This window comes from Rhodococcus sp. NPDC003322, assembly GCF_053589555.1.
Genome location: NZ_JBSFSC010000006.1, coordinates 235,952 through 257,504 on the forward strand (window position 1 = coordinate 235,952; position 21,553 = coordinate 257,504).

Annotated in this window: 1 protein-coding gene; it reads left to right on the top strand. The window is 70.6% G+C overall.

Annotated features, from left to right (window positions below; all coding sequences use genetic code 11):
• The first annotated feature begins 147 nt into the window (after positions 1-147).
• Positions 148-21,483 carry a non-ribosomal peptide synthase/polyketide synthase gene (locus ACWDUM_RS23605; RefSeq protein ID WP_450135858.1) on the top strand — a complete coding sequence of 7,112 codons (21,336 nt, stop codon included), beginning with the start codon at positions 148-150 and terminating at the stop codon, positions 21,481-21,483.
• The last annotated feature ends 70 nt before the right edge of the window (positions 21,484-21,553 follow it).

Consider the following 21,553-nt stretch of genomic DNA (forward strand, 5'->3'; position numbering starts at 1 on the left):
CACGTATGCCGTTGTATTCTCGGCGCTCAAGGAATTCTCAGGATCATCGATCGCACCGTTTCGGTGGCGGCCGCTTGACCTGCGCCAACTCCGCTTCGTGAACGCGTCACAGCTCCGCGTCGGAGCGCGTCGTACGAAGGGATTTTTGTGTTCAATCCTCCGGAGTCCCTTACCGCCCGCGTCCCGGCATCCGGCTCGGTCCCCGATGGCGTCGCCGCGTCGGCTGCCGCTCCCGCAGTCGGCCGGTGCAGCGAGCCGTTCCCGCTCTCCGCCGCTCAGCGCGGCATGTGGTTCGCCCAGCACTTGGTGCCGGACGTCCCGGTCACCATCGCGCAGTACATCGAGATCGAGGGCGACTTCGACATCGACGTGCTTCGGCGCGTCGGCCCCGCCGTCGCGCGAGAGTTCGGCACCCCCCTGCTGCGGATCGTCGAGATCGACTCCGAGCCGTACCAGGTGGTCGACGACACCCTCGACGACGAGATGCCCTACCGGGACCTGAGGGGCGAGATCGATCCGCACGCCGCGGCCATGGAGTGGATGCTCCAGGACTACTCCGCCACGATGGATCTGCTCACGGAGCGGCTGATCCGGGGCGCGGTGCTGCAGCTGGGGGACCGGCACTACTACTGGTATTTCGCCATCCACCACATCGCCCTCGACGGGTTCGGTGCGGTCACGTTCATGGCCCGCATGGCCGAGGTCTACACCGCGGCGGTCCTCGGTCGGGATCCGGCGCCGTCGGTGGCCAGTGACCTGATCGCCGTCAACGAGGCCGAGGACAAGTACCGCGAGTCCACCCGGTTCCAGTCCGACCGCGAGTACTGGATGTCGCGCGCCACCGATCTGCCCGCGCCGCTGACGCTGTCCAACCGGACCGGACGACTGGAGGTGCGCTCCCGTTTGGTCGGCGGCGCACTGCCGGACCGGATCCTCACCGCACTCGACGACGCGGTCACCCGGCACAACTCCGCGGACACCGCAATCACCGTGGCCGCGATGGCCGTGTACCTCGCGGACATGACAGGCGCGACCGCCATCGTGCTGAGCCTGCCCGTCTCCGCGCGCACCACCGCGGTGCTCCGCCGCTCCGGCGGCATGGTCTCCAATGTCGTTCCGCTGCGCATCTCCGTCACCCCGGAGACCACCGTCGGCGAGCTCGTCGCCCAGGTCGGGCTGGAGATGACCGGCGCGCTGCGGCATCAGCGCTACCGGCACGAGGACATTCGCCGCGACATCGGCGACCTCGACGGCGGGCGCGGGTTCTTCGGCCCGGCGATCAACATCATGAACTTCCACACCGAGATCACCCTCGGCAGTGAAACGGGCAAGTTCCACGTGCTCTCGACCGGCCCGGTCGAGGACCTGTCGATCAACATCTACCCGAGCGTCGTCGGGCGCAGCACCCGGGTCGATTTCGAGGCGAACCCGCACTGCTACACCGAGGACGAGCTCCAGGCCCATCACGGCCGGTTCCTTCGGGTCCTCGACCAGTTCGTCCACGCGGACGCCACCACCCCGGTCGCCGACATCGAACTGCTCGGAGCGGATGAGCGTGAGCGCCTCCTCGCATGGTCGCGCGGACCCCGCGTCCCCGCACCCGCGATGTCCCTGCTCGGGCGATTCGCCGCCCAGGTCGACGCGGTTCCGGATGTGCCGGCAGTGGTCTGCGGCGGCGAGCCGGTCACCTACTCGGAGCTGGACCGGCGGTCCTCCGAGCTGGCCGCGGAGCTGATCGACCGTGGTGTCGGCGCCGACGACGTCGTCGGGGTGATGCTGCCGAGGTCGGTGGCGTGGATCGTGGCGATGGTCGCGGTGTGGAAGGCGGGGGCGGCGTACGCGCCGATCGACCCGTCGTACCCGGCCGATCGCGTCCAGTCGATCGTCATCGACACCGCCGCGCGGTGCGTGATCGGCGAGAGCGGTCATGAGCTGACGGTTCCGGTCATCGCACCCGATGCGGCGGCCGGACGTGCGGTGACGGGCGTTGTCGACCGGTGGCGCGAGGAGCACGCGGGCCGGCGCCTGGGTTACGTCATCTCGACGTCGGGCTCGACGGGCAAGCCGAAGCCGACGCTCGTTCCGATGGCGGGCATCGAGAACACGTTGGCCTGGTACGAGAGCGAGCAGCCCGCCGAGGGCGGACTGCTGATCGCCTCGTCGCCGAGTTTCGACCTGACCCAGAAGAACGTGTGGGCGGCGCTGGCGGGAGGCCGGTCCCTGTATCTCGCTGCGGACGGTTTCGATCCCGAGGAGATCCTGGCGATCGTCGCGGGTGGCGGTGTCCGGGTGGCGAACATGTCGCCCAGCGCCTTCGGCGCGGTCGTCGACGGCGACGCCGACGGCGTGCTCGCCACGCTCGACGTGGTGTTCCTCGGCGGTGAGCCGATCAACGCCGGCCGGCTCGCCGGACTGATGGAATCCGGTGTGCGCGTGGTCAACAGCTACGGACCCACCGAGGCGTCGGACGTGGTGTCCTGCCAGGCAGCGACAGCCGCCGATGTGGCGGGTGTGCCGATCGGGCATCCGCTGCCCAATGTCGATCTGTTCGTTCTCGATCGACGACTCGATACGGTGCCGGTCGGTGTCGAGGGTGAGCTGTACATCGGCGGCATCGGTGTCGGCCGTGGCTACGGCGGCAGGTTCGACCTGACGTCCCAGCGGTTCGTCGCCAACCCGTTCGGTGAGCCCGGCGACCGGATGTACCGCACCGGCGACCTGGTCCGGTGGAACCGCGAGGGGTCCCTGGAGTACGTCGGCCGCACCGACTTCCAGGTGAAACTGCGTGGCCTGCGCATCGAGCTCGGCGAGATCGACACTGTGCTGTCCGACCATGATTCCGTCGACTTCGCGGTCACCGTCGCGCATGAGCGCGGCAATTCCACGGTGCTCGTGTCCTACGTGTACCTCGGTAACGGGCACACCTTCGACGCGGGCGCCCTGACGGCGTTCGCCGGCAAGTTCCTGCCCGGCCACATGGTGCCGTCGGACATCGTGGAGCTGACCGAGGTTCCGCTGACCGCCTCGGGCAAGGTGGATCGCAAGGCGCTGGTCGATCCGGGTGTTCGCGCGACCGCCTACCGGGCGCCGTCCAATCCGGTCGAGGCGATCATCGCCTCTGCCGTCGCCAAAGTTCTCGGACTGGACCAGGTCGGCGTCGACGACTCGTTCTTCGCGCTCGGTGGTGACAGCATCATCGCCATCCAGCTGGTCGCCCGCGCGAAGGCGGAGGGTGTTCGGTTCACCCCGCGAGACGTGTTCGAGCGCAAGACAGTTGCCGCGCTCGCCGACGTCGCCACCGAGGAAGCGGAGGAGGTGACCCTCCTCGAGCTACCGGGCGGCGGAGTCGGCCCGATGCCGCTGACTCCGCACGCCACCGAGGTGCTCGATGGGGGCGGCAACATCGACCGCTTCTACCAGGCGCTGGTGCTCACCGCACCCGACGGCCTCGATGACGAGATCCTCGCGCGCACCGTGGCCGCCGTCGTCGACCACCACGACGCGCTGCGTTCGGTGCTCGATCCCGCGGCCGGCGAACTGATCGTTCGTCCGGCGGGTTCGGTTGCACCGCAGGACATCATCACCCATGTGCAGATCACTGCCGAACCGGGCTGCGACGATTTCGACGCCGCGCTCACCGCGAGCTGCGCCGCCGCCGTGGGCCGGCTCGACGCGGACGCCGGCGTGATGCTCCAGATCGTGTGGCTCGATTCCACCGGTGCGCCCGGGCGCCTGCTCATCGTCGCGCATCACCTCGTGATCGACGGCGTCTCGTGGCGAATCCTCGTGCCGGACTTCGCCTCTGCCTGGGCGCACGTCATCTCCGGTGCCGAGCCCACGCTCGACCCGATCGGCACCTCGTTCCGGCGATGGACGCACGGTCTCGCCGAAACTGCTTCCGCTGCACAGATCCGCGACGATCTGGACGAGTGGCGCGCGATCCTCGACGGCCCGGACCCGATGATCGGCCGCCGCCGCCTCGATCCGGTACTCGACACGGGCGCGACCTCGCAGCGCGTGAACATCGAGCTGCCCGCCCACGTCACCGACGCGCTGCTCACGACGCTGCCCGCCTCCTATCGCGGTGGCGTCGCGGACGGACTGCTCGCCGCCCTCGCGCTCGCCGTCGCCGCCTGGCGCGAACGCCAGGGCGTCGACGAGCGTTCGGTGCTGCTGACCCTCGAGGGGCACGGCCGCGACGAGGAACTCATCCCGGGCGCCGACCTCTCGCGCACCGTCGGCTGGTTCACCACCTCGTATCCCGCGCGCCTCGACGTGAGCGGCATCGACTTCGACGACGCCTTCGCGGGCGGGCCCTCCGCCGGTTCGGCGATCAAGGCCGTCAAGGAACAGCTGCGCGCCCTGCCCGGCAACGGCACCGGCTACGGACTGCTGCGCCACCTGCGCGCGGATACCGCCGCCGAGCTGGCCACCGCGCCGCAGCCGCAGATCAGCTTCAACTACCTCGGCCGGATGACCACGGGCGAGGTCGGCAAGGACCTGCCCTGGGTGCCCGAGTCCGGCGCCCTCGACCTCACCGCGGGCAGCGGCGCCGGGATGCCCGCGCGCGTCGCGATCGACATCAACGCCATGGTCGAGCCCGCCGCGGGCTCCGAGACCGGCGGCAAGCTGACGGCGACCTTCGATTTCCCGTCCGGTGTGCTCACCGAGGCCGAGGTCACCGAGTTCGCCGACCTGTGGCGCGATGCGCTCCTCGCGCTCGCCACGCACGCGCGCCGCCCCGACGCCGGTGGTCTCACCCCCAGCGACACCCCGCTGGTGTCCGTCGACCAGTCCACCATCGAGTCCTGGGAGGCCCGGTTCCCGGGCGTGCAGGACATCTGGTCGCTCTCGCCGCTGCAGGCGGGCCTGCTCTTCCACGCCGGCCTGACCTCGGCATCCATGGACGTGTACACCGGACAGCTGGTGCTGCAGCTGGGCGGGTCGATCGACAGCGCCCGGATGCACCGCGCCGCGCAGCGCTTCCTCGAACGCCACGAGAACCTGCGTTCGGCCTTCGTGTACGACGCGGACGGTGTGCCCGCGCAGCTGGTGATGACGGGCTTGACCGCGCCGTGGCGTGAGGTGCGGGTCGCCGACGACGCCGAGCTCGCCGAGCTCGCGCTCACCGAGCGGACGACGCCGTTCGACATGACCGCGCCGCCGCTGATGCGCTGGCTGCTCGCCCGGAAGCCGGACGGCACCGCGACCCTGATGGTCACGAACCATCACATCCTTCTCGACGGCTGGTCGATGCCGCTGCACGTCAAGGATCTGCTGCTGCTGTACGCGATGGACACCCCGATCGCGGCCCCCGCCCGGGCCTACCGCAGCTACCTGAACTGGCTCGCGGCGCAGGACCGTGCGGGTGCGTTCGAGAGCTGGACGAACGCGCTGGAGGGCCTGGACGAGCCGACCCTCATCGCCCCCGAGTACGCGGGCCGCACGCTGTCCGCGCTGCCCGCGGCGGTGGACGCCCCGATCACGCCGCAGCTCGCCGATTCCATCGCCGATCTGGCCCGCCAGCACGGCGTGACGGTCAACACCGTCATCCAGGCAGCATGGGGAATCATGCTGTCACGCTTGCTTTCCCGTGATGATCTGGTCTTCGGCGCGACCGTCTCGGGACGTCCGGCCGAACTCGCCGGCGTCGAGGAGATGCTCGGCCTGTTCATCAACACCGTGCCGGTCCGGGTCCGGCTCGACCCGTCCGAAAGTGGCGCTGCGCTGCTCTCGCGCCTGCAGGGCGAGCAGGTGCGCCTGTTCGATCACCACCACGTCGGACTCGGTGAGCTGCAGGCCACCCTCGGTGCCGGTTCCGTGTTCGACACCCTCACCGTTTTCGAGTCCTATCCCATCGATCGCGCTGGTCTCGACGAGAACACCGACATCGCCGGGATGCGAGTGCAGGGCATCGATCTCATCGACGCCACGCACTACCCGCTGGCGCTGCTCACGCTGCTCGAGCCGGAGCTGCGCCTCACGCTGAAGTACTCGCCGGAGGTGTTCTCCGCCGCCGACGTCGAACTCCTGGCCGCGCGGCTGGCCCGCGTCCTGGCGGTGCTGAGCACCGATCCCGGCGCCCTCGTCGCGGACCTCGACGTGCTCTCCGAGGCCGAGCGGGACGCGATCCTGGTGCGGGCGAACGACACCGGCCACGACGTCGAGGACGTCACGCTGGCGGACCTGCTCGACCGGCAGGCCACGCGGACACCCTCGGTGACCGCACTCACCGACGGTGGTGCGGGCGCACTCGCCGACGACGCCGCGCTCTCGCTCACCTTCGCGGAGTTCGACGCGCGCGTGAACAGACTTGCGCGACATCTGGTCTCGAACGGAGTCGGGCCCGAGTCGCTGGTGTGCGTCGCGATGCGACGGTCCCCGCAGCAGGTGATTGCACTGCACGCGGTCGTGCGGGCGGGCGGCGCCTACGTCCCGCTCGATCCGGACCACCCGGCCGAGCGGAACCGGCACGTGCTCGACACCGCGGCGCCCGTCCTGGTGCTGACCACCACGGAGGACGCGGACGCGCTGCCCGCGGGCGTCGACGTGGTGGCGCTCGATCGGCTCGACGTGTCCGGTTGTGCCGACAGTCCGGTCACCGACGCGGACCGCACCGCACCGCTGCGTCCGCACAACACCGCGTACGTGATCTTCACGTCGGGCTCGACGGGCCGGCCGAAGGGGGTCGCCGTCTCGCACGCCGCGATCGTCAACAGGCTGCTGTGGATGCAGGACGCCTATCCGATCGACGGGCGTGACGTGGTGCTGCAGAAGACTCCGGCGACGTTCGACGTGTCGGTGTGGGAACTGTTCTGGCCGCTGATGACCGGGGCTCGGTTGGTGGTGGCGGCGCCGGATGGGCACAAGGACCCGCATCATCTGGCCGCGCTGATTCGCGACCACGGGGTCACGACCGCGCACTTCGTGCCGTCGATGCTGGACGTGTTCCTCGAGCACGCCGACGTCGCCGCGTGCACCTCACTGCGTCAGGTGTTCGCCAGTGGTGAGGCGTTGCCTCGCGCCAGTGTCGAGCGGTGGCATGCGAGTTCGGTTGCGGCGCTGCACAACCTGTACGGTCCCACCGAGGCCGCGGTGGACGTGACGTTCCATCGGACGGGTGCGGGTGATGTGGGTTCGGTGCCGATCGGTGCGCCGGTGTGGAACACCCGGGTGTACGTGCTCGACGCGCGGTTGCGTCCGGTGCCGGCCGGGGTGCCCGGTGAGTTGTATCTCGCCGGTGTCCAGTTGGCTCGTGGGTACGTGGGCCGTCCGGACCTGACTGCGGACCGTTTCGTTGCGGATCCGTTCGGTGCCGGTGGTCGGTTGTATCGCACGGGCGACCTGGTGCGTTGGAACGCAGGGGCGAGCGCAGCGACGGGGGATGTGACGGTCGGCGAGATCGAGTACCTCGGTCGTACCGATTTCCAGGTCAAGCTGCGTGGCCTGCGCATCGAGCTGGGGGAGATCGAGTCGGCGCTGCTGCGTCACCCCGACGTGGCACAGGCGGCGGTCGTGGTGCGCGGCGGCGCCGGCGGCGAGAACCTCGTCGGCTACGTCACCGCGACCGGCGACGTGGCACCGGACCCGGCCGCCCTCGCGGCGTTCGCCGCGGCGGAACTGCCGTCGTACATGGTGCCGTCGGTGTTCGTGGTCCTGGACGCGATGCCACTGAGTGCCAACGGCAAGCTGGACCGCCGGGCGCTGCCCGAGCCCGAGCGCGCCGCCACCGACTACGTCGCCCCCGCGACGGCCGCCGAGGCGGCCGTCGCCCGGGTGTTCGCGGAGCTGCTCGACGTGCCGCAGGTCGGCGCCACCGACAGCTACTTCGACCTCGGTGGCAACTCGCTGACCGCCACCCGCGCGGTGGCGCGAATCAACGCCGAGCTGGACGCCGGCATCGGCGTGCGCGAGCTGTTCGAGGCGCCGACCGTGCGGGCACTGGCCGCGGCGGTGTCGGCCTCGACCGGCTCGGCGCCGGCGATCCCGGTGGCCGGTCCCCGGCCGGACCGGCTGCCGCTCTCACCCGCGCAGTCCCGGATGTGGCTGCTCAACCGCATCGACACGACTTCCGGCGCCTACAACATCGCGGCCGCGCTGCGGCTGTCCGGCACCCTCGACGTCGACGCGCTGCACGCCGCGATGGCCGACCTGATCGCGCGGCACGAGGTGCTGCGTACCGTGTACCCGGACTCCGCGGACGGCCCGCAGCAGTTGATCCTCCCGATCGACTACGCGGGTCCCGATCTCGCACCCGTCGACGTCGACCCCGCCGACCTGTACGGTGCGGTCGCCCGGCTCGTCGCCGAGGGCTTCGACGTCACCTCCGACGTGCCGCTGCGGGCGGCTGTGCTGCGGGTCGCCCCCGACGAGTACGTCCTCGTCCTCGTCGTGCACCACATCGCGGCCGACGGCTGGTCCATGCAGCCGCTCGCCCGCGACCTGATGGTGGCCTACACCGCCCGGCGTGGCGGTGTCGCGCCGGACTGGACTCCGCTCGCCGTGCAGTACGCCGACTACGTGCTGTGGAAGCTGGCCACCCTCGGCGCCGAACAGGACGCCGATTCGGTTGCAGCCCAGCAGATCACCTACTGGACCCGGGCGCTGGCAGGCATCCCGGAGCGGCTGGAGCTGCCGACGGACCGCCCCCATCCGCCGATGCCGTCGTACCGCGGCGGAACGGTGCACGCCGAGGTCGGCGAGACCACCCTCGCCGCGCTGCGCGAGCTCGCGCGGGAGACCCGGTCGACGCCGTTCATGGTGCTGCACTCCGCTCTCGCGGTGTTGCTGGCCCGGCTGAGCGCGAGCACCGACATCGCCATCGGCACCCCGGTCGGTGGCCGCGGTGCCGCGGCACTCGACGACGTCGTCGGCATGTTCGTCAACACCCTCGTGCTCCGCACGCAGGTCGAGGCAGGCATGTCCTTCCGCCAGGTGCTGGATGCGGCCCGGCAGGCGGATCTCGACGCCTTCGCGAACGCCGACGTGCCGTTCGAGCGCATCGTCGACACCGTGCCCGGTGCACGATCCACGGCCCACCATCCCCTGTTCCAGGTGATGCTCGCAGTCGAGGACGGTCCCGCACCGGGAATCGAGCTGCCGGATCTGACCGTCTCGCTGGAACCGATGGACTTCGAGGTCGCGAAGTTCGACCTCGCCGTCGCGTTCGCCCCCGACTCCGAGTCCGGTGCCCGGCTCACCTGGTCCTATGCCCGCGACCTGTTCGACGACGAGTCGGTGGAGGCGATCGCGGACCGGTTCACCCGACTGCTCGACGCCGTGCTCGCGGACCCGTCCGCCGTGGTCGGTGACGTCGACCTGTTCGCGGCCGGCGAGCGGGACGCGGTCGCGGTGCACTCCGGCGGTCCGGCCCTGCCCGCCGCCACGATCGCCGACCTCCTCGCCGCCGGCGCCACCGCCGGCGCGGATTCGGTCGCGGTGGAGTTCGAGGGCGGACGGCTCACCTACACAGAACTCGACGAGCGCTCGAACCGGCTGGCGCGCATGCTGATCGGACGAGGCGTCGGTCCCGAGTCGACGGTGGCGCTGTCGTTCCCGCGCACCGTGGACTCGGTCGTCGCGATGTGGGCGGTGACCCGGTCCGGGGCCGCGTTCGTGCCCGTCGACCCGGGCTACCCGGTCGAGCGGATCGAGCACATGATCACCGACTCGGGGGTGGTGTTCGGTCTCACCGACCGCGCGAACCTCGACCGGCTGCCGGGCGGGGTCGAGTGGCTCGCGATCGACGGCGACGACGTCGCCGCCGCGATCGCCGCGCTGCCCGCCGCTCCCGTCACCGACGACGAGCGCACCACGCCGCTGTGCCCCGAGCACGTCGCGTACATGATCTACACCTCCGGCTCGACCGGTCTGCCGAAGGGCGTCGTCGTCACGCACACCGGGCTGTCGGCGTTCACCGCGTCCGCCCGCGCCGACATGCTCGCGGGACCGGACTCGCGGATCCTGCGGCTGGCCTCGTCCAGCTTCGACGCCTCCGTGTTCGAACAGCTGCTGACCTTCAGCGCCGGCGCAACCCTGGTGATCGCCCCGCCGGAGGTCATCGCCGGTGAGGAACTGGCCGCGTTCGTCGCGGACCGGTCCGTCACCCACGTGCTCAGCGCCCCGGCCGCTCTCGGCACCGTGGACCCGGCGCGCTGGCCGAACGTCGAGCTGGTCGCGGTCGGCGGCGAGGCGTGCCCGCCGGACCTGGTGGAGAAGTTCGCACCCGGTCGCCGCTTCCTCAACGCCTACGGTCCGACCGAGACCACCATCGTGGTCACCTTCACCGGTCACCTCGCCACCCCCGCCGACATCACCATCGGTGCCCCGATCCAGGGCGCCGAGGCGATGGTCCTCGACACCCGGCTGCGGCCGGTGCCGCTCGGGGTGACCGGCGAGCTGTACATCGCCGGCCCCGGACTGGCGCGCGGCTACCGCGGCCGCCCGGGACAGACCTCGGATCGCTTCGTGGCCAACCCCTTCGGCACTCCGGGCGACCGCATGTACCGCACCGGCGACCTCGTGCGCCGGGACCCGGCCGGCAACTACGACTACCTCGGTCGCGCCGACGCGCAGGTCAAGGTCCGCGGCCTGCGTGTCGAGCTCGGTGAGATCGAGGCGGCCTTGGCCCGCCACGACGACGTCGCCACCGCCGCCGCGTCCGTGCACCGCGACGGTGTGCGCGGCGACCAGATCGTCGGCTACGTCGTCCCCGTGGCCGGCGCCACCGTCGACGTCGCCGAGGTGCTCGCCACCGCCGCGGAGCACCTGCCGCGGGCGCTGGTCCCCACGACGGCGATGATCCTCGACTCCATCCCCACCACGCCCGCGGGCAAGGTGGACCGCGCCGCGCTGCCGGACCCGGTGTACGCCCCGCGCGAGTACGTCGCGCCGCGCACGGTGACGGAAACGATGATCGCCGACATCTACGCGGAGGTGCTCGGTGCCGAGCGGGTTGGCGCCGACGACAACTTCTTCGACATCGGCGGCAACTCGCTGACCGCCACTCGCGTCGTCGCGCACGTCAACGCCGCCTTCGCGACGGCGGTCGCGGTGCGGGAGGTGTTCGACGCGCCGACCGTCGCGGCCCTGGCCCAGGTGGTCGAGTCGGCGGGGTCCTCGGACCGGCCCGCCCTGGTGGCGGGCCCACGGCCGGAACACATTCCGCTCTCGCCCGCGCAGGCCCGGATGTGGATCCTCAACCGCTACGACCCCGAGTCGGTGGCCTACAACATCCCGCTGGTGTTGCGGCTGTCGGGCGACCTCGACGTCGCCGCGCTGCAGGCCGCGGTCTCCGACCTCGTGGAGCGGCACGAGGTGTTGCGCACCGTGTACCCGGACACCGAGTCCGGTCCGTACCAGCTGATCCTGCCCGCGTCCGGGGCGAGCGCGGCGACGGGGCATGTCTTCGAGGGCGCGGTGCTGCCGGATCCGGTCGTCGTCGACGACGAGCAGGCGCTGCGCGCCGCGATCTTCGCCGAGCTCTCCCGCGGATTCGACGTGACCACGTCGGTTCCGATGCGTGGCAGCATCTTCCGGTTCGGCGACGACCACGTGCTTGTGCTCGTGGTGCACCACATCGCCGCCGACGGTGCCTCGGTGCCGCCGCTCGCCCGGGATCTGGTGACGTCCTACACCGCCCGCACCGCAGGCGCAGCGCCCGGCTGGTCGCCGCTACCCGTGCAGTACGCCGACTTCAGCCTCTGGCAGCACACGGTGCTCGGTGCCGACGACGATCCGGAGAGCCGGGCGTCGCAGCAGGCCGAGTACTGGCGCGAACAGTTGCGCGGGGCACCGGAACTGCTCGAACTGCCCCTGGACCGGCCACGCCCTGACGTCGCGTCCCTGCGCGGTGACGTCGTCGAGGTCGACTGCCCGGAGGAACTGCTGGGCCGGATCGACGACCTCGCCCGCGACCGCGGCACGACCCGGTTCATGGTGCTGCACGCCGCGCTGGCGGTCCTGCTGGCGCGGCTGAGCGCGAGCACCGACATCGTGCTCGGTACCCCGATCGCCGGACGTGTCGAGCGGGACCTCGGTGATCTCGCCGGGATGTTCGTCAACACCCTCGCGCTGCGCACCGAGGTGGATCCGGGGGCGAGTTTCACGGACCTGTTGGCCGCGGTCCGGGAGACGGACCTCGCGGCCTTCGGCAACGCGGATCTTCCGTTCGAGCGGCTGATCGACGTGCTGCGGCCGGCCCGGTCGCAGGCGTACGCGCCGATCACGCAGGTCAGCCTGTCCACCGAGCACCAGGAAGTCAGCAGTCTCGACCTGCCCGGCCTGCACATCGAGGTCGTCGACCTCGAGATCGTCCCGGCGAAGAACGACCTGCAGGTGACGGTCTACGAGCGGACCGGCCGGAGCGGTGCGACGGTGTCGTGGACCTATGCGACGGACCTGTTCGACCGGTCGTCGGTGACGGTGTTCGGTGATCGGTTCCTGCGGGTGCTCGAGTCCGTCGTCACGGACCCGGCCGTGGTGGTCGGCGACATCGACCTCCTCGACGACGCCGAGCGTGAGCTCGTGGCCCCGGAGGCGATTCCGGCGCTGCCACAGGCGCTGCTGCCGGACCTGCTGACCGCCGGCCTCCGGACGTCCGCGGACGGAGTCGCCGTGGTGTTCGACGGCGGCGCGCTGACCTACCGCGAACTGGACGAGCGCTCGAACCGGTTGGCACGCCTGCTGATCGACCGCGGCGCCGCGCCCGAACATGCGGTCGCGGTGTCGCTGCCGCGGTCGGTGGGCGCGATCATCGCGCTGTGGGCGGTTGCGAAGTCGGGTGCGATCTTCGTGCCCGTCGACCCGACCTACCCGGCGGATCGGATCGCGCACATGCTGTCCGATTCCGGTGTCGCGCTGGGCCTCACGGACCTCGCCCATCGCGAGGAACTGCCCGCCGAGGTGCAGTGGCTGGCGCTGGACGACACCGAGCTCGACTCCGCGTGCGCCGCGATGTCCCCGGAGCCGGTGACCGACGCCGACCGGCGCACTCCGCTGCTGCCGGATCACGCCGCGTACATCATCTACACCTCCGGATCGACCGGCCTGCCGAAGGGCGTGGTCGTCTCGCACACCGGCCTGGCGATGTTCGGAGTGGACGCCCGCCCGGAGTTCGGGGCGACCGCGGCGTCCCGGGTCCTGCGGTTGTCCTCGTCGAGCTTCGACGCCTCGCTCTTCGAGCAGATCCTCTCGTTCAGTACGGGAGCGACCATGGTGGTGGCGCCGCCCACGGTGATCGGCGGCGACGAGCTGACCGAGCTGCTGCGCCGCGAGAAGGTCACCCACGTGATGGCGGCACCTGCCGCCCTCGGCACCGTCGACCCGGCGGTGCTGCCCGACCTGGAGTTCGTCGGTGTCGGCGGCGACGTCTGCCCGCCGCACCTCGTCGACCAGTTCGCACCCGGTCGCACCTTCCTCAACGGGTACGGGCCGACCGAGACCACCATCGTGGTCACCCTCACCGAGCCCCTGACGAGCCGGGACGAGATCACCATCGGCGTCCCCATTCAGGGTGTGCAGGCGATGGTGCTCGACGCGCGCCTGCGGCCGGTTCCGCTGGGTGTCGTGGGTGAGCTGTACCTGGCGGGGCCCGGCCTCGCCCGCGGCTACCACCGCCGCACCGGGTTCACCGCGGAACGCTTCGTGGCCAACCCGCACGGCGGCCCCGGCTCGCGGATGTACCGCTCCGGTGACCTCGTGCGGCGCGACGAGCAGGGCCGCCTCGACTACGTCGGCCGCGCCGACGCCCAGGTCAAGATCAGGGGCCTGCGGGTCGAACTCGGCGAGGTCGAATCCGCTCTGACGCAACACGAGTCGGTGGCGGACGCGGTGGCGTCCGTGCACCGCCACCCGACCGCAGGCGACCAACTCGTCGGCTACGTCGTCCCGGTCGACGGGGCCGTGATCGACACCGCGGAGGTGCTGGCCGTCGCGGCCCAGCACCTGCCCCGCAACCTGGTTCCCGCTGCACTGGTGGTGCTCGCCGAGATTCCGACCACGCCCGCGGGCAAGGTGGACCGGCGCAGCCTCCCGGCCCCCGAGTTCTCCTCCCTCACAGCGGAATACCGCGAGCCGACGACGGAGACCGAGCGTCTGGTCGCCGCGGTGTACGCCGAGGTGCTCGGCGTCGAACGCGTCGGCGCCGACGACGACTTCTTCGCGCTCGGCGGCAACTCGCTGTCCGCGACGCGGGTCGTCGCCCGACTGGGTGAGGCGCGGGGAACGTCCGTGGCCGTGCGGATGCTGTTCGACGCGTCCGTCGTGCACGCGCTCGCGTCGGCGCTCGCCGCGCAGGTTCCCGGCGAGGGCCGGCCCCCGCTCGTCGCCGGACCGCGACCGGACCGGATCCCGCTGTCGACGGCGCAGTCGCGGATGTGGTTCCTGAACCGTTTCGACGCCGCGTCGGCCGCCTACAACATTCCGCTGGCCCTTCGGCTGACCGGTGACCTGGACGTCGACGCGTTGCAGGCCGCCGTACGGGACGTGGTGCGGCGCCACGAGACGCTGCGGACGGTCTACCCTGACTCGGCGGACGGGCCACATCAGGTGGTCCTGCCCGCGGAGCAGATCGAACTCGACCTGACCCCGGTGCCCGTGTCCGCGGACGCGATCGCCGCCGAGGCGCTCGCGGTTCTCGGTACCGGATTCGACGTCACGACGGGTGTCCCGGTCCGCGGCAGGCTGCTGCGCGTCGAGGCCGACGGCGGAGCCGTCACCCGGGACACTGCCGAACACGTCCTGCTGATGGCGGTGCACCACATCGCCGCCGACGGCTTCTCCGTCGGCCCGCTGGCCCGCGACGTCGTGATCGCCTACGAGTCCCGGCGCCACGGCGCCGAGCCGATGTGGTCGCCGTTGGCGGTGCAGTACGCCGACTACACGCTGTGGCAGCGGGAGATGCTGGGCTCCGAGGACGATCCCGGGTCCCGTGCGGCACGGCAGATCGAGTTCTGGCGTGACGCCCTCGCCGGTCTGCCCGACGTCCAGGAGTTGCCGACCGACCGGGTTCGGCCCGCCGTGCGATCCGGTGCCGGCGCGCGCGTGGAGTTCGCGATCGACGCGGATCTCGCGGTGCGGCTGCGACAGTTCGCCGCGGCCCGCGGCGTGACGGTCTTCATGGTCGTGCACACCGCGCTCGCCGTCCTGCTGAGCCGCCTCGGCGGTTCGGGCGACATCGCGGTCGGCACCCCGGTCGCCGGTCGTGGCGAGCAGGCAGTCGACGACCTGATCGGCATGTTCGTGAACACCCTCGTGCTGCGCACACAGGTGGATCCCGGAGCGACCGTCGAGCAGACGCTCGCCGACGTCCGCGACTCCGACCTCGCCGCGCTCGGACACGCCGACCTGCCGTTCGAACGGCTCGTCGAGGTGCTCGCCCCGACCCGGTCGACCGCGTTCACCCCGCTGTTCCAGGTGATGCTCTCGTTCGAGAACTTCGGGTCGGCGCCGGTGGACCTGCCCGGACTGACCCTCGCTCCACTCGAATCCGACCTGACCGTCGCCAAGTTCGACCTGTCGGTGACGGTGTCCGAGGATGCGAGCGCGAACGGCGACCTACCCGCGGCGATCACCTACGCCACGGATCTGTTCGACCGCGGGACGATCGAGACCGTCGCGGACCGGTTCCTCCGCATCCTCGATGCGGCCGTCACGGCCCCTGGAACCGTGGTCGGTGACATCGATCTGTTCGGGGCGGGGGAGCGTGAGCGGGTGCTGGGGTGGTCGCGTGGTCCGCGCGTGCCCGGGCCCGAGACGTCGCTGCTCGGGCGGTTCGCCGCCCGGGTCGAGGTGACTCCGGACGCCCCGGCGGTGGTGTGCGGCGGGGAGTCGGTCTCCTATGCGGAACTCGACCGGCGTTCGACGGGACTGGCCCAGGAGCTGATCGGTCGTGGCGTCGGTGTCGACGATGTCGTCGGCGTGATGGTGCCGAGGTCGGTGTCGTGGATCGTGGCGATGGTCGCGGTGTGGAAGGCGGGGGCGGCGTACGCGCCGATCGATCCGTCGCATCCGGCGGAGCGGGTCGAGTCGATTTTGGTGGACACTGCGGCGCGGTGCGTGATCGGCGAGGCCGATGGTGAGCTGACGGTTCCTGTCATCGCGTGTGATGCGGTGACCGGACCTGTGGCGGTGAGCTGGTTGGACCGGTGGCGTGAGGAGCATGCGGGGCGTCGTCTGGGTTATGTGATCTCGACGTCGGGTTCGACGGGTAAGCCGAAGCCGACGTTGGTTCCGATGGCGGGTATCGAGAACACGGTGGCGTGGTACGAGAGTGAGCTGCCCGCCGAGGGTGGGTTGCTGATCGCGTCGTCGCCGAGTTTCGACCTGACCCAGAAGAACGTATGGGCGGCGTTGGCGGGTGGCCGCGCCGTGTATCTCGCGTCGGACGGTTTCGATCCCCGGGAGATCCTGGAACTCGTTGCCGGTGGCGGTGTTCGGGTGGCGAACATGTCGCCCAGCGCCTTCGAGGCGGTCGTCGACGGAGACACCGACGGCGCGCTCGCCGGGCTCGATGTGGTGTTCCTCGGTGGTGAGCCGATCAACGTCGGCGCGCTCGCGGCGTTGATGGAATCCGGTGTGCGGGTGGTCAACAGCTACGGGCCGACCGAGGCGTCGGATGTGGTGTCCTTCCAGGCGGCGACGGTTGCGGACGTGGCGGGTGTGCCGATCGGTCGTCCGGTGCCGAACCTCGACCTGTTCGTCCTCGATGGTCGGTTGAACACCGCTCCGGTTGGTGTGGAGGGTGAGCTGTACGTCGGTGGTGTCGGTGTCGGGCGTGGTTATGGTGGGCGGTTCGATCTGACGTCGGATCGTTTCGTGGCCAATCCGTTCGGTGAGTCCGGTGATCGGATGTACCGCACCGGCGACCTGGTGCGGTGGAATCGGGAGGGATCTCTCGAGTACATCGGGCGTACCGATTTCCAGGTGAAGTTGCGGGGGCTGCGGATCGAGCTCGGCGAGATCGAGTCGGCACTGCAGTCGAACCCGGACGTCGACCGCGCCGTCGCGGTTGTGACCGAATCCGTCGCTGGTGGCCAGCTGGTCGCGTACGTCGTTCTCGAGCCGGGTAAGGCGCCCAGTGTCCGGGACATCAAGGCGTCCGCGGCGCGACTCCTGCCCTCGTACATGGTGCCCGCATCGATCGTCGTCCTCGACGACTTCCCGCTGAGTCCCAACGGAAAGCTCGATCGGCGCGCCCTGCCCGCACCCGACGCATTCGGCGGCGCTGTCGAATACGTCGCGCCCAGAACACCGTTCGAAACTGCGGTGGCCGACGTGTACGCCGAGTTGCTCGGTGTGGAGCAGGTCGGCGCCGACGACGACTTCTTCGCGCTCGGTGGCAACTCGCTGGTCGCGACCCGAGTGATCGCACGCGTGAATGCGGCACTGGGAGTGACGGTCGGGGTGCGCGAACTGTTCGAGGCGCCGACGGTGGCCGGGCTGGCGCTTCGCGCCGAGCTCGCGCCCCGGTCGGCGTCACTGCCCCCGCTCGTCGCGGGGGAGCGCCCGACGCGGATCCCGTTGTCCCTCGCCCAGTCTCGAATGTGGCTCCTGAACCGATTCGACACGGCGTCGGCCGCGTACAACATTCCGCTCGCGGTCCGTATGAGCGGCGACCTGGACGTCGCGGCGCTGCAGGCCGCGGTGCGGGACGTGCTGGCGCGGCACGAGTCGCTGCGGACGGTGTTCCCGGATTCGGCGGACGGCCCGCATCAGGTGGTGCTGCCGGTCGATCAGGTGGATCTCGACCTCGAACCCGTCTCCGTGGCGGCGGAGGCGGTTGCCGCCGAGGCGCTGTCGGTGGTGGGTGCCGGGTTCGACGTCACGGCGGCGATCCCGATTCGTGGCCGTCTGCTGCGCGTCGCGGCCGACGAACACGTCCTGGTCCTGTCGGTCCACCACATCTCCGCCGACGGCTTCTCGTCGCAACCGTTGGCACGGGACATCGTCGTCGCCTACGAGTCGAGGCGGAACGGACTCGCCCCGGCGTGGACGCCGCTGCAGGTGCAGTACGCCGACTTCACACTGTGGCAGCACGAGGTACTGGGATCGGAGGACGACCCGCAGTCGCTGGCCGCGAAGCAGATCGAATTCTGGCGCACCACCCTGCGTGGGATCCCCGACGTGATCGACCTGCCCACCGACCGGCCGCGACCGGCGGTTCGTTCCGGCCACGGCGACCGCGTGGCCTTCACGCTCGACGCGGACGTCACGACCCGGCTCCGGGACTACGCCGCGGAGCAGGGCGTGACGGTGTTCATGGTCGTGCACGCCGCGTTGGCGCTGCTGCTCAGCCGGCTCTCGGCAGGCAGGGACGTCGTGGTGGGCACGCCCGTCGCCGGACGCGGCGAGCAGGCCCTCGACGACCTCGTCGGCATGTTCGTCGGCACCCTGGTCCTGCGAACCGACGTCGATCCGGCCGGCTCCTTCCAAGACCTCCTCGCCGGCGTCCGGGACGGTGACCTGGCAGCCTTCTCGAACGCAGACCTGCCGTTCGAACGGCTGGTCGAGGTGATGGCGCCGCCGCGATCGACCTCGTTCACGCCGCTGTTCCAGGTGATGCTGGCGTTCGAGAACTTCGCCTCGGGCCCGATGGAACTGCCGGGACTGACGCTGACGCCGCTCGACTCCGATGCGGTCGTCGCCAAGTTCGACCTGGGGCTGTCGGTGTCGGAGACAGCCGACGCCGACGGCTCGCTCCCCGCGGCGATCACCTACGCGACCGACCTGTTCGATCGCGGCACCGCGGAGAAGGTCGCGGAGCGGTTCGTCCGGATCCTCGACTCCGTCCTCACCGCACCGCAGATGCCCGTCGGTGATGTCGAGATGCTCGGTGTCGACGAGCACGCCGCGGTGCCGTTGCGGGTGCCGGCGTTGCCGTCGGCGCTGTTGCCGGACCTGCTGACTGCCGGGGTCGACGCCGGTGACGTCGCGGTGGTGTTCGAGGGCGGTGAGCTGTCGTACGCGGAGTTGGATGCGCGGTCGAATCGGTTGGCGCGTGCGTTGATCGGTCGTGGTGCGGGTCCGGAGCGTGCGGTCGCGGTCGTCCTGCCGCGGTCGGTGGAGTCGCTCGTGGCGTTGTGGGCGGTGGCGAAGGCGGGTGCGGTGTACGTGCCCGTCGATCCGTCCTACCCGGAGGACCGGATCGCGCACATGATCTCCGATTCGGAAGTCGCGCTCGGGTTCACGGACGAGGCCGGGTTGGCCGCGATGCCCGCCGGTGTGGAGTGGCTGACCGTCGACATGGCGGATGAGGGTGATCAGTCGTCGGCGACGGTGACGGATGCGGATCGTCTGAGTCCGTTGCGTCCGGATCATGCGGCCTACGTGATCTACACGTCGGGTTCGACGGGTATGCCGAAGGGTGTCGTGGTCACCCATTCCGGGTTGTCGTCGTTCGCCGCGCAGGCGCGTCCGGAGATCGGGGTGACGGCGTCGTCCCGGGTGCTGCGGTTGTCGTCGGCGAGCTTCGACGCGTCGCTGAGCGAGATGATCCAGTCGTTCAACGCGGGCGCGACGATGGTGGTGGCGCCGCCATCGGTGATCGGCGGCGACGAGCTGACCGACCTGATGGCGCGGGAGCGGGTCACGCACGTGATGACGGCGCCTGCGGCGTTGGGCACGGTGGATGCGGCACGGTTGCCGGATCTGGAGATGGTCGGCGTCGGTGGTGACGTCTGCCCGCCCGCTTTGGTGGAGCAGTTCGCGCCGGGTCGCCGTTTCCTCAACGGCTACGGCCCGACGGAGACGACGATCATCGTCACCTTGACGCAGCCGCTGTCGGTGGGTGACCGGATCACGATCGGTCCGCCGATCCAGGGCGTGGAGGTGATGGTTCTCGACAGCCGCCTGCATCCGGTTCCGCTGGGAGTGGTGGGTGAACTGTACGTGGCGGGTCCGTCGCTGGCGCGTGGCTACCACCGGCGCAGTGCCCTGACGGCTGATCGGTTCGTCGCGAACCCGTTCGGGGACAGTGGTTCCCGGATGTACCGGACAGGTGATCTGGTGCGGCTCGATGCCGACGGCCTGTTGGACTACGTGGGTCGTGCGGATGCCCAGGTGAAGCTGCGCGGCCTGCGTGTCGAGCTGGGTGAGGTCGAGGCGGCGCTGTCGCGGCATGCGGATGTGTCGGTGGCGGCGGCGACGGTGCATCGTGCCGGGTCGGCGGGTGACCTACTCGTCGGGTACGTGGTGCCGGTCGCGGGTGCGACGGTGGATGTGGCCGAGGTGCTCGCGGAGGCGGGTCGGCATCTGCCGCGGTCGTTGGTGCCGGCCTCGGTGACGGTGCTCGATGCGATTCCGATGACACCTGCGGGCAAGATCGACCGACGTGCCCTTCCCGAGCCTGTCCTGGTGGCACGTGAGTTCCGTGCCCCCACAACGGAATCGGAGGCCCTTGTCGCAGACGTCTTCGCGGAGGTTCTCGGCGCGGAACGAGTCGGGGTCGACGACAACTTCTTCGACCTCGGCGGCAACTCGCTTTCCGCGGTCCGGGTCGCCAGCAGGCTCCGGGAGGAAACCGGACGGGACGTGCCGTTGCAGTGGCTGATGACCGACCCGACGCCCGCGTCCATCGCGGACCGGATCGACAACGACGCCAGTGACGCGGACGCGGCACTGCAGGTGGTGTACCCGATCCGCGCCGCGGGGACCGAGGCGCCGCTGTTCTGTGTCCACCCGATCGTCGGTCTCTCCTGGTGCTACACCGGTCTCGCGCAGCACCTCGGTACCGATCGGCCGGTCCTCGGTCTCCAGTCGCCGACGATCGCCGAGGACGGCCCGCTGCCGGCCTCGATCGACGAACTCGCCGAGCGATACGTGACCGAGATTCGGCGGATCCAGCCGCACGGTCCGTACCACCTGCTCGGGTGGTCGCTCGGTGGCGCGATCGCGCACGCGATGGCGGTGCGGTTGCAGCAGGCAGGCGAGGGCGTGTCCAGCCTCGTCATGCTGGACAGCTTCGCCGAACTTGCAGAGGCGGCGGACGGCGCACCGGCAACGGCCGGAGCGTCGACGATCGCCGAGGATCTGCTCGCCGGCCTGGGGATGGATCCCGACTCAGTGGGCGATCAGTTCGACTTCGCCGGAACGGAGTCTCTCGACGGAATCGACCTGAGCGCCATCGCGCAGGTGCTTCCGCTGCTCGGTGGCCCGCTGTCGGCGCTCACCGAGGAGCGCGTCGAGCGGATGCTCGCGAGCGCACGGCACAACTCCGAGCTCATGGACCGTCATCGGCCGGGGGTGTACGAGGGTGACGTGCTCTACTTCACCGCGGCACGCGACGACTCGACGGGCACCCGGGGCGCGCAGACGTGGCGTCCGTACGTTCTGGGCGAGATCGAGAACCGCGCGGTCGACAGCACACACTGGCAGATGACGTCGCCCGATGCGCTCGAGACGGTCGGTCCGGTCACACGCGAGCACCTGTCGGCGCGTCGGCAGAGCCTGGACGCCGCCGCCGTCGACGGCATGGTCCGACAGTGAGGATTCCGACAGTGAGGATGTAGGTGGGTCGGTCGCTCGACCCGATCGCGTCAGTCGACCGGGTCAGGGC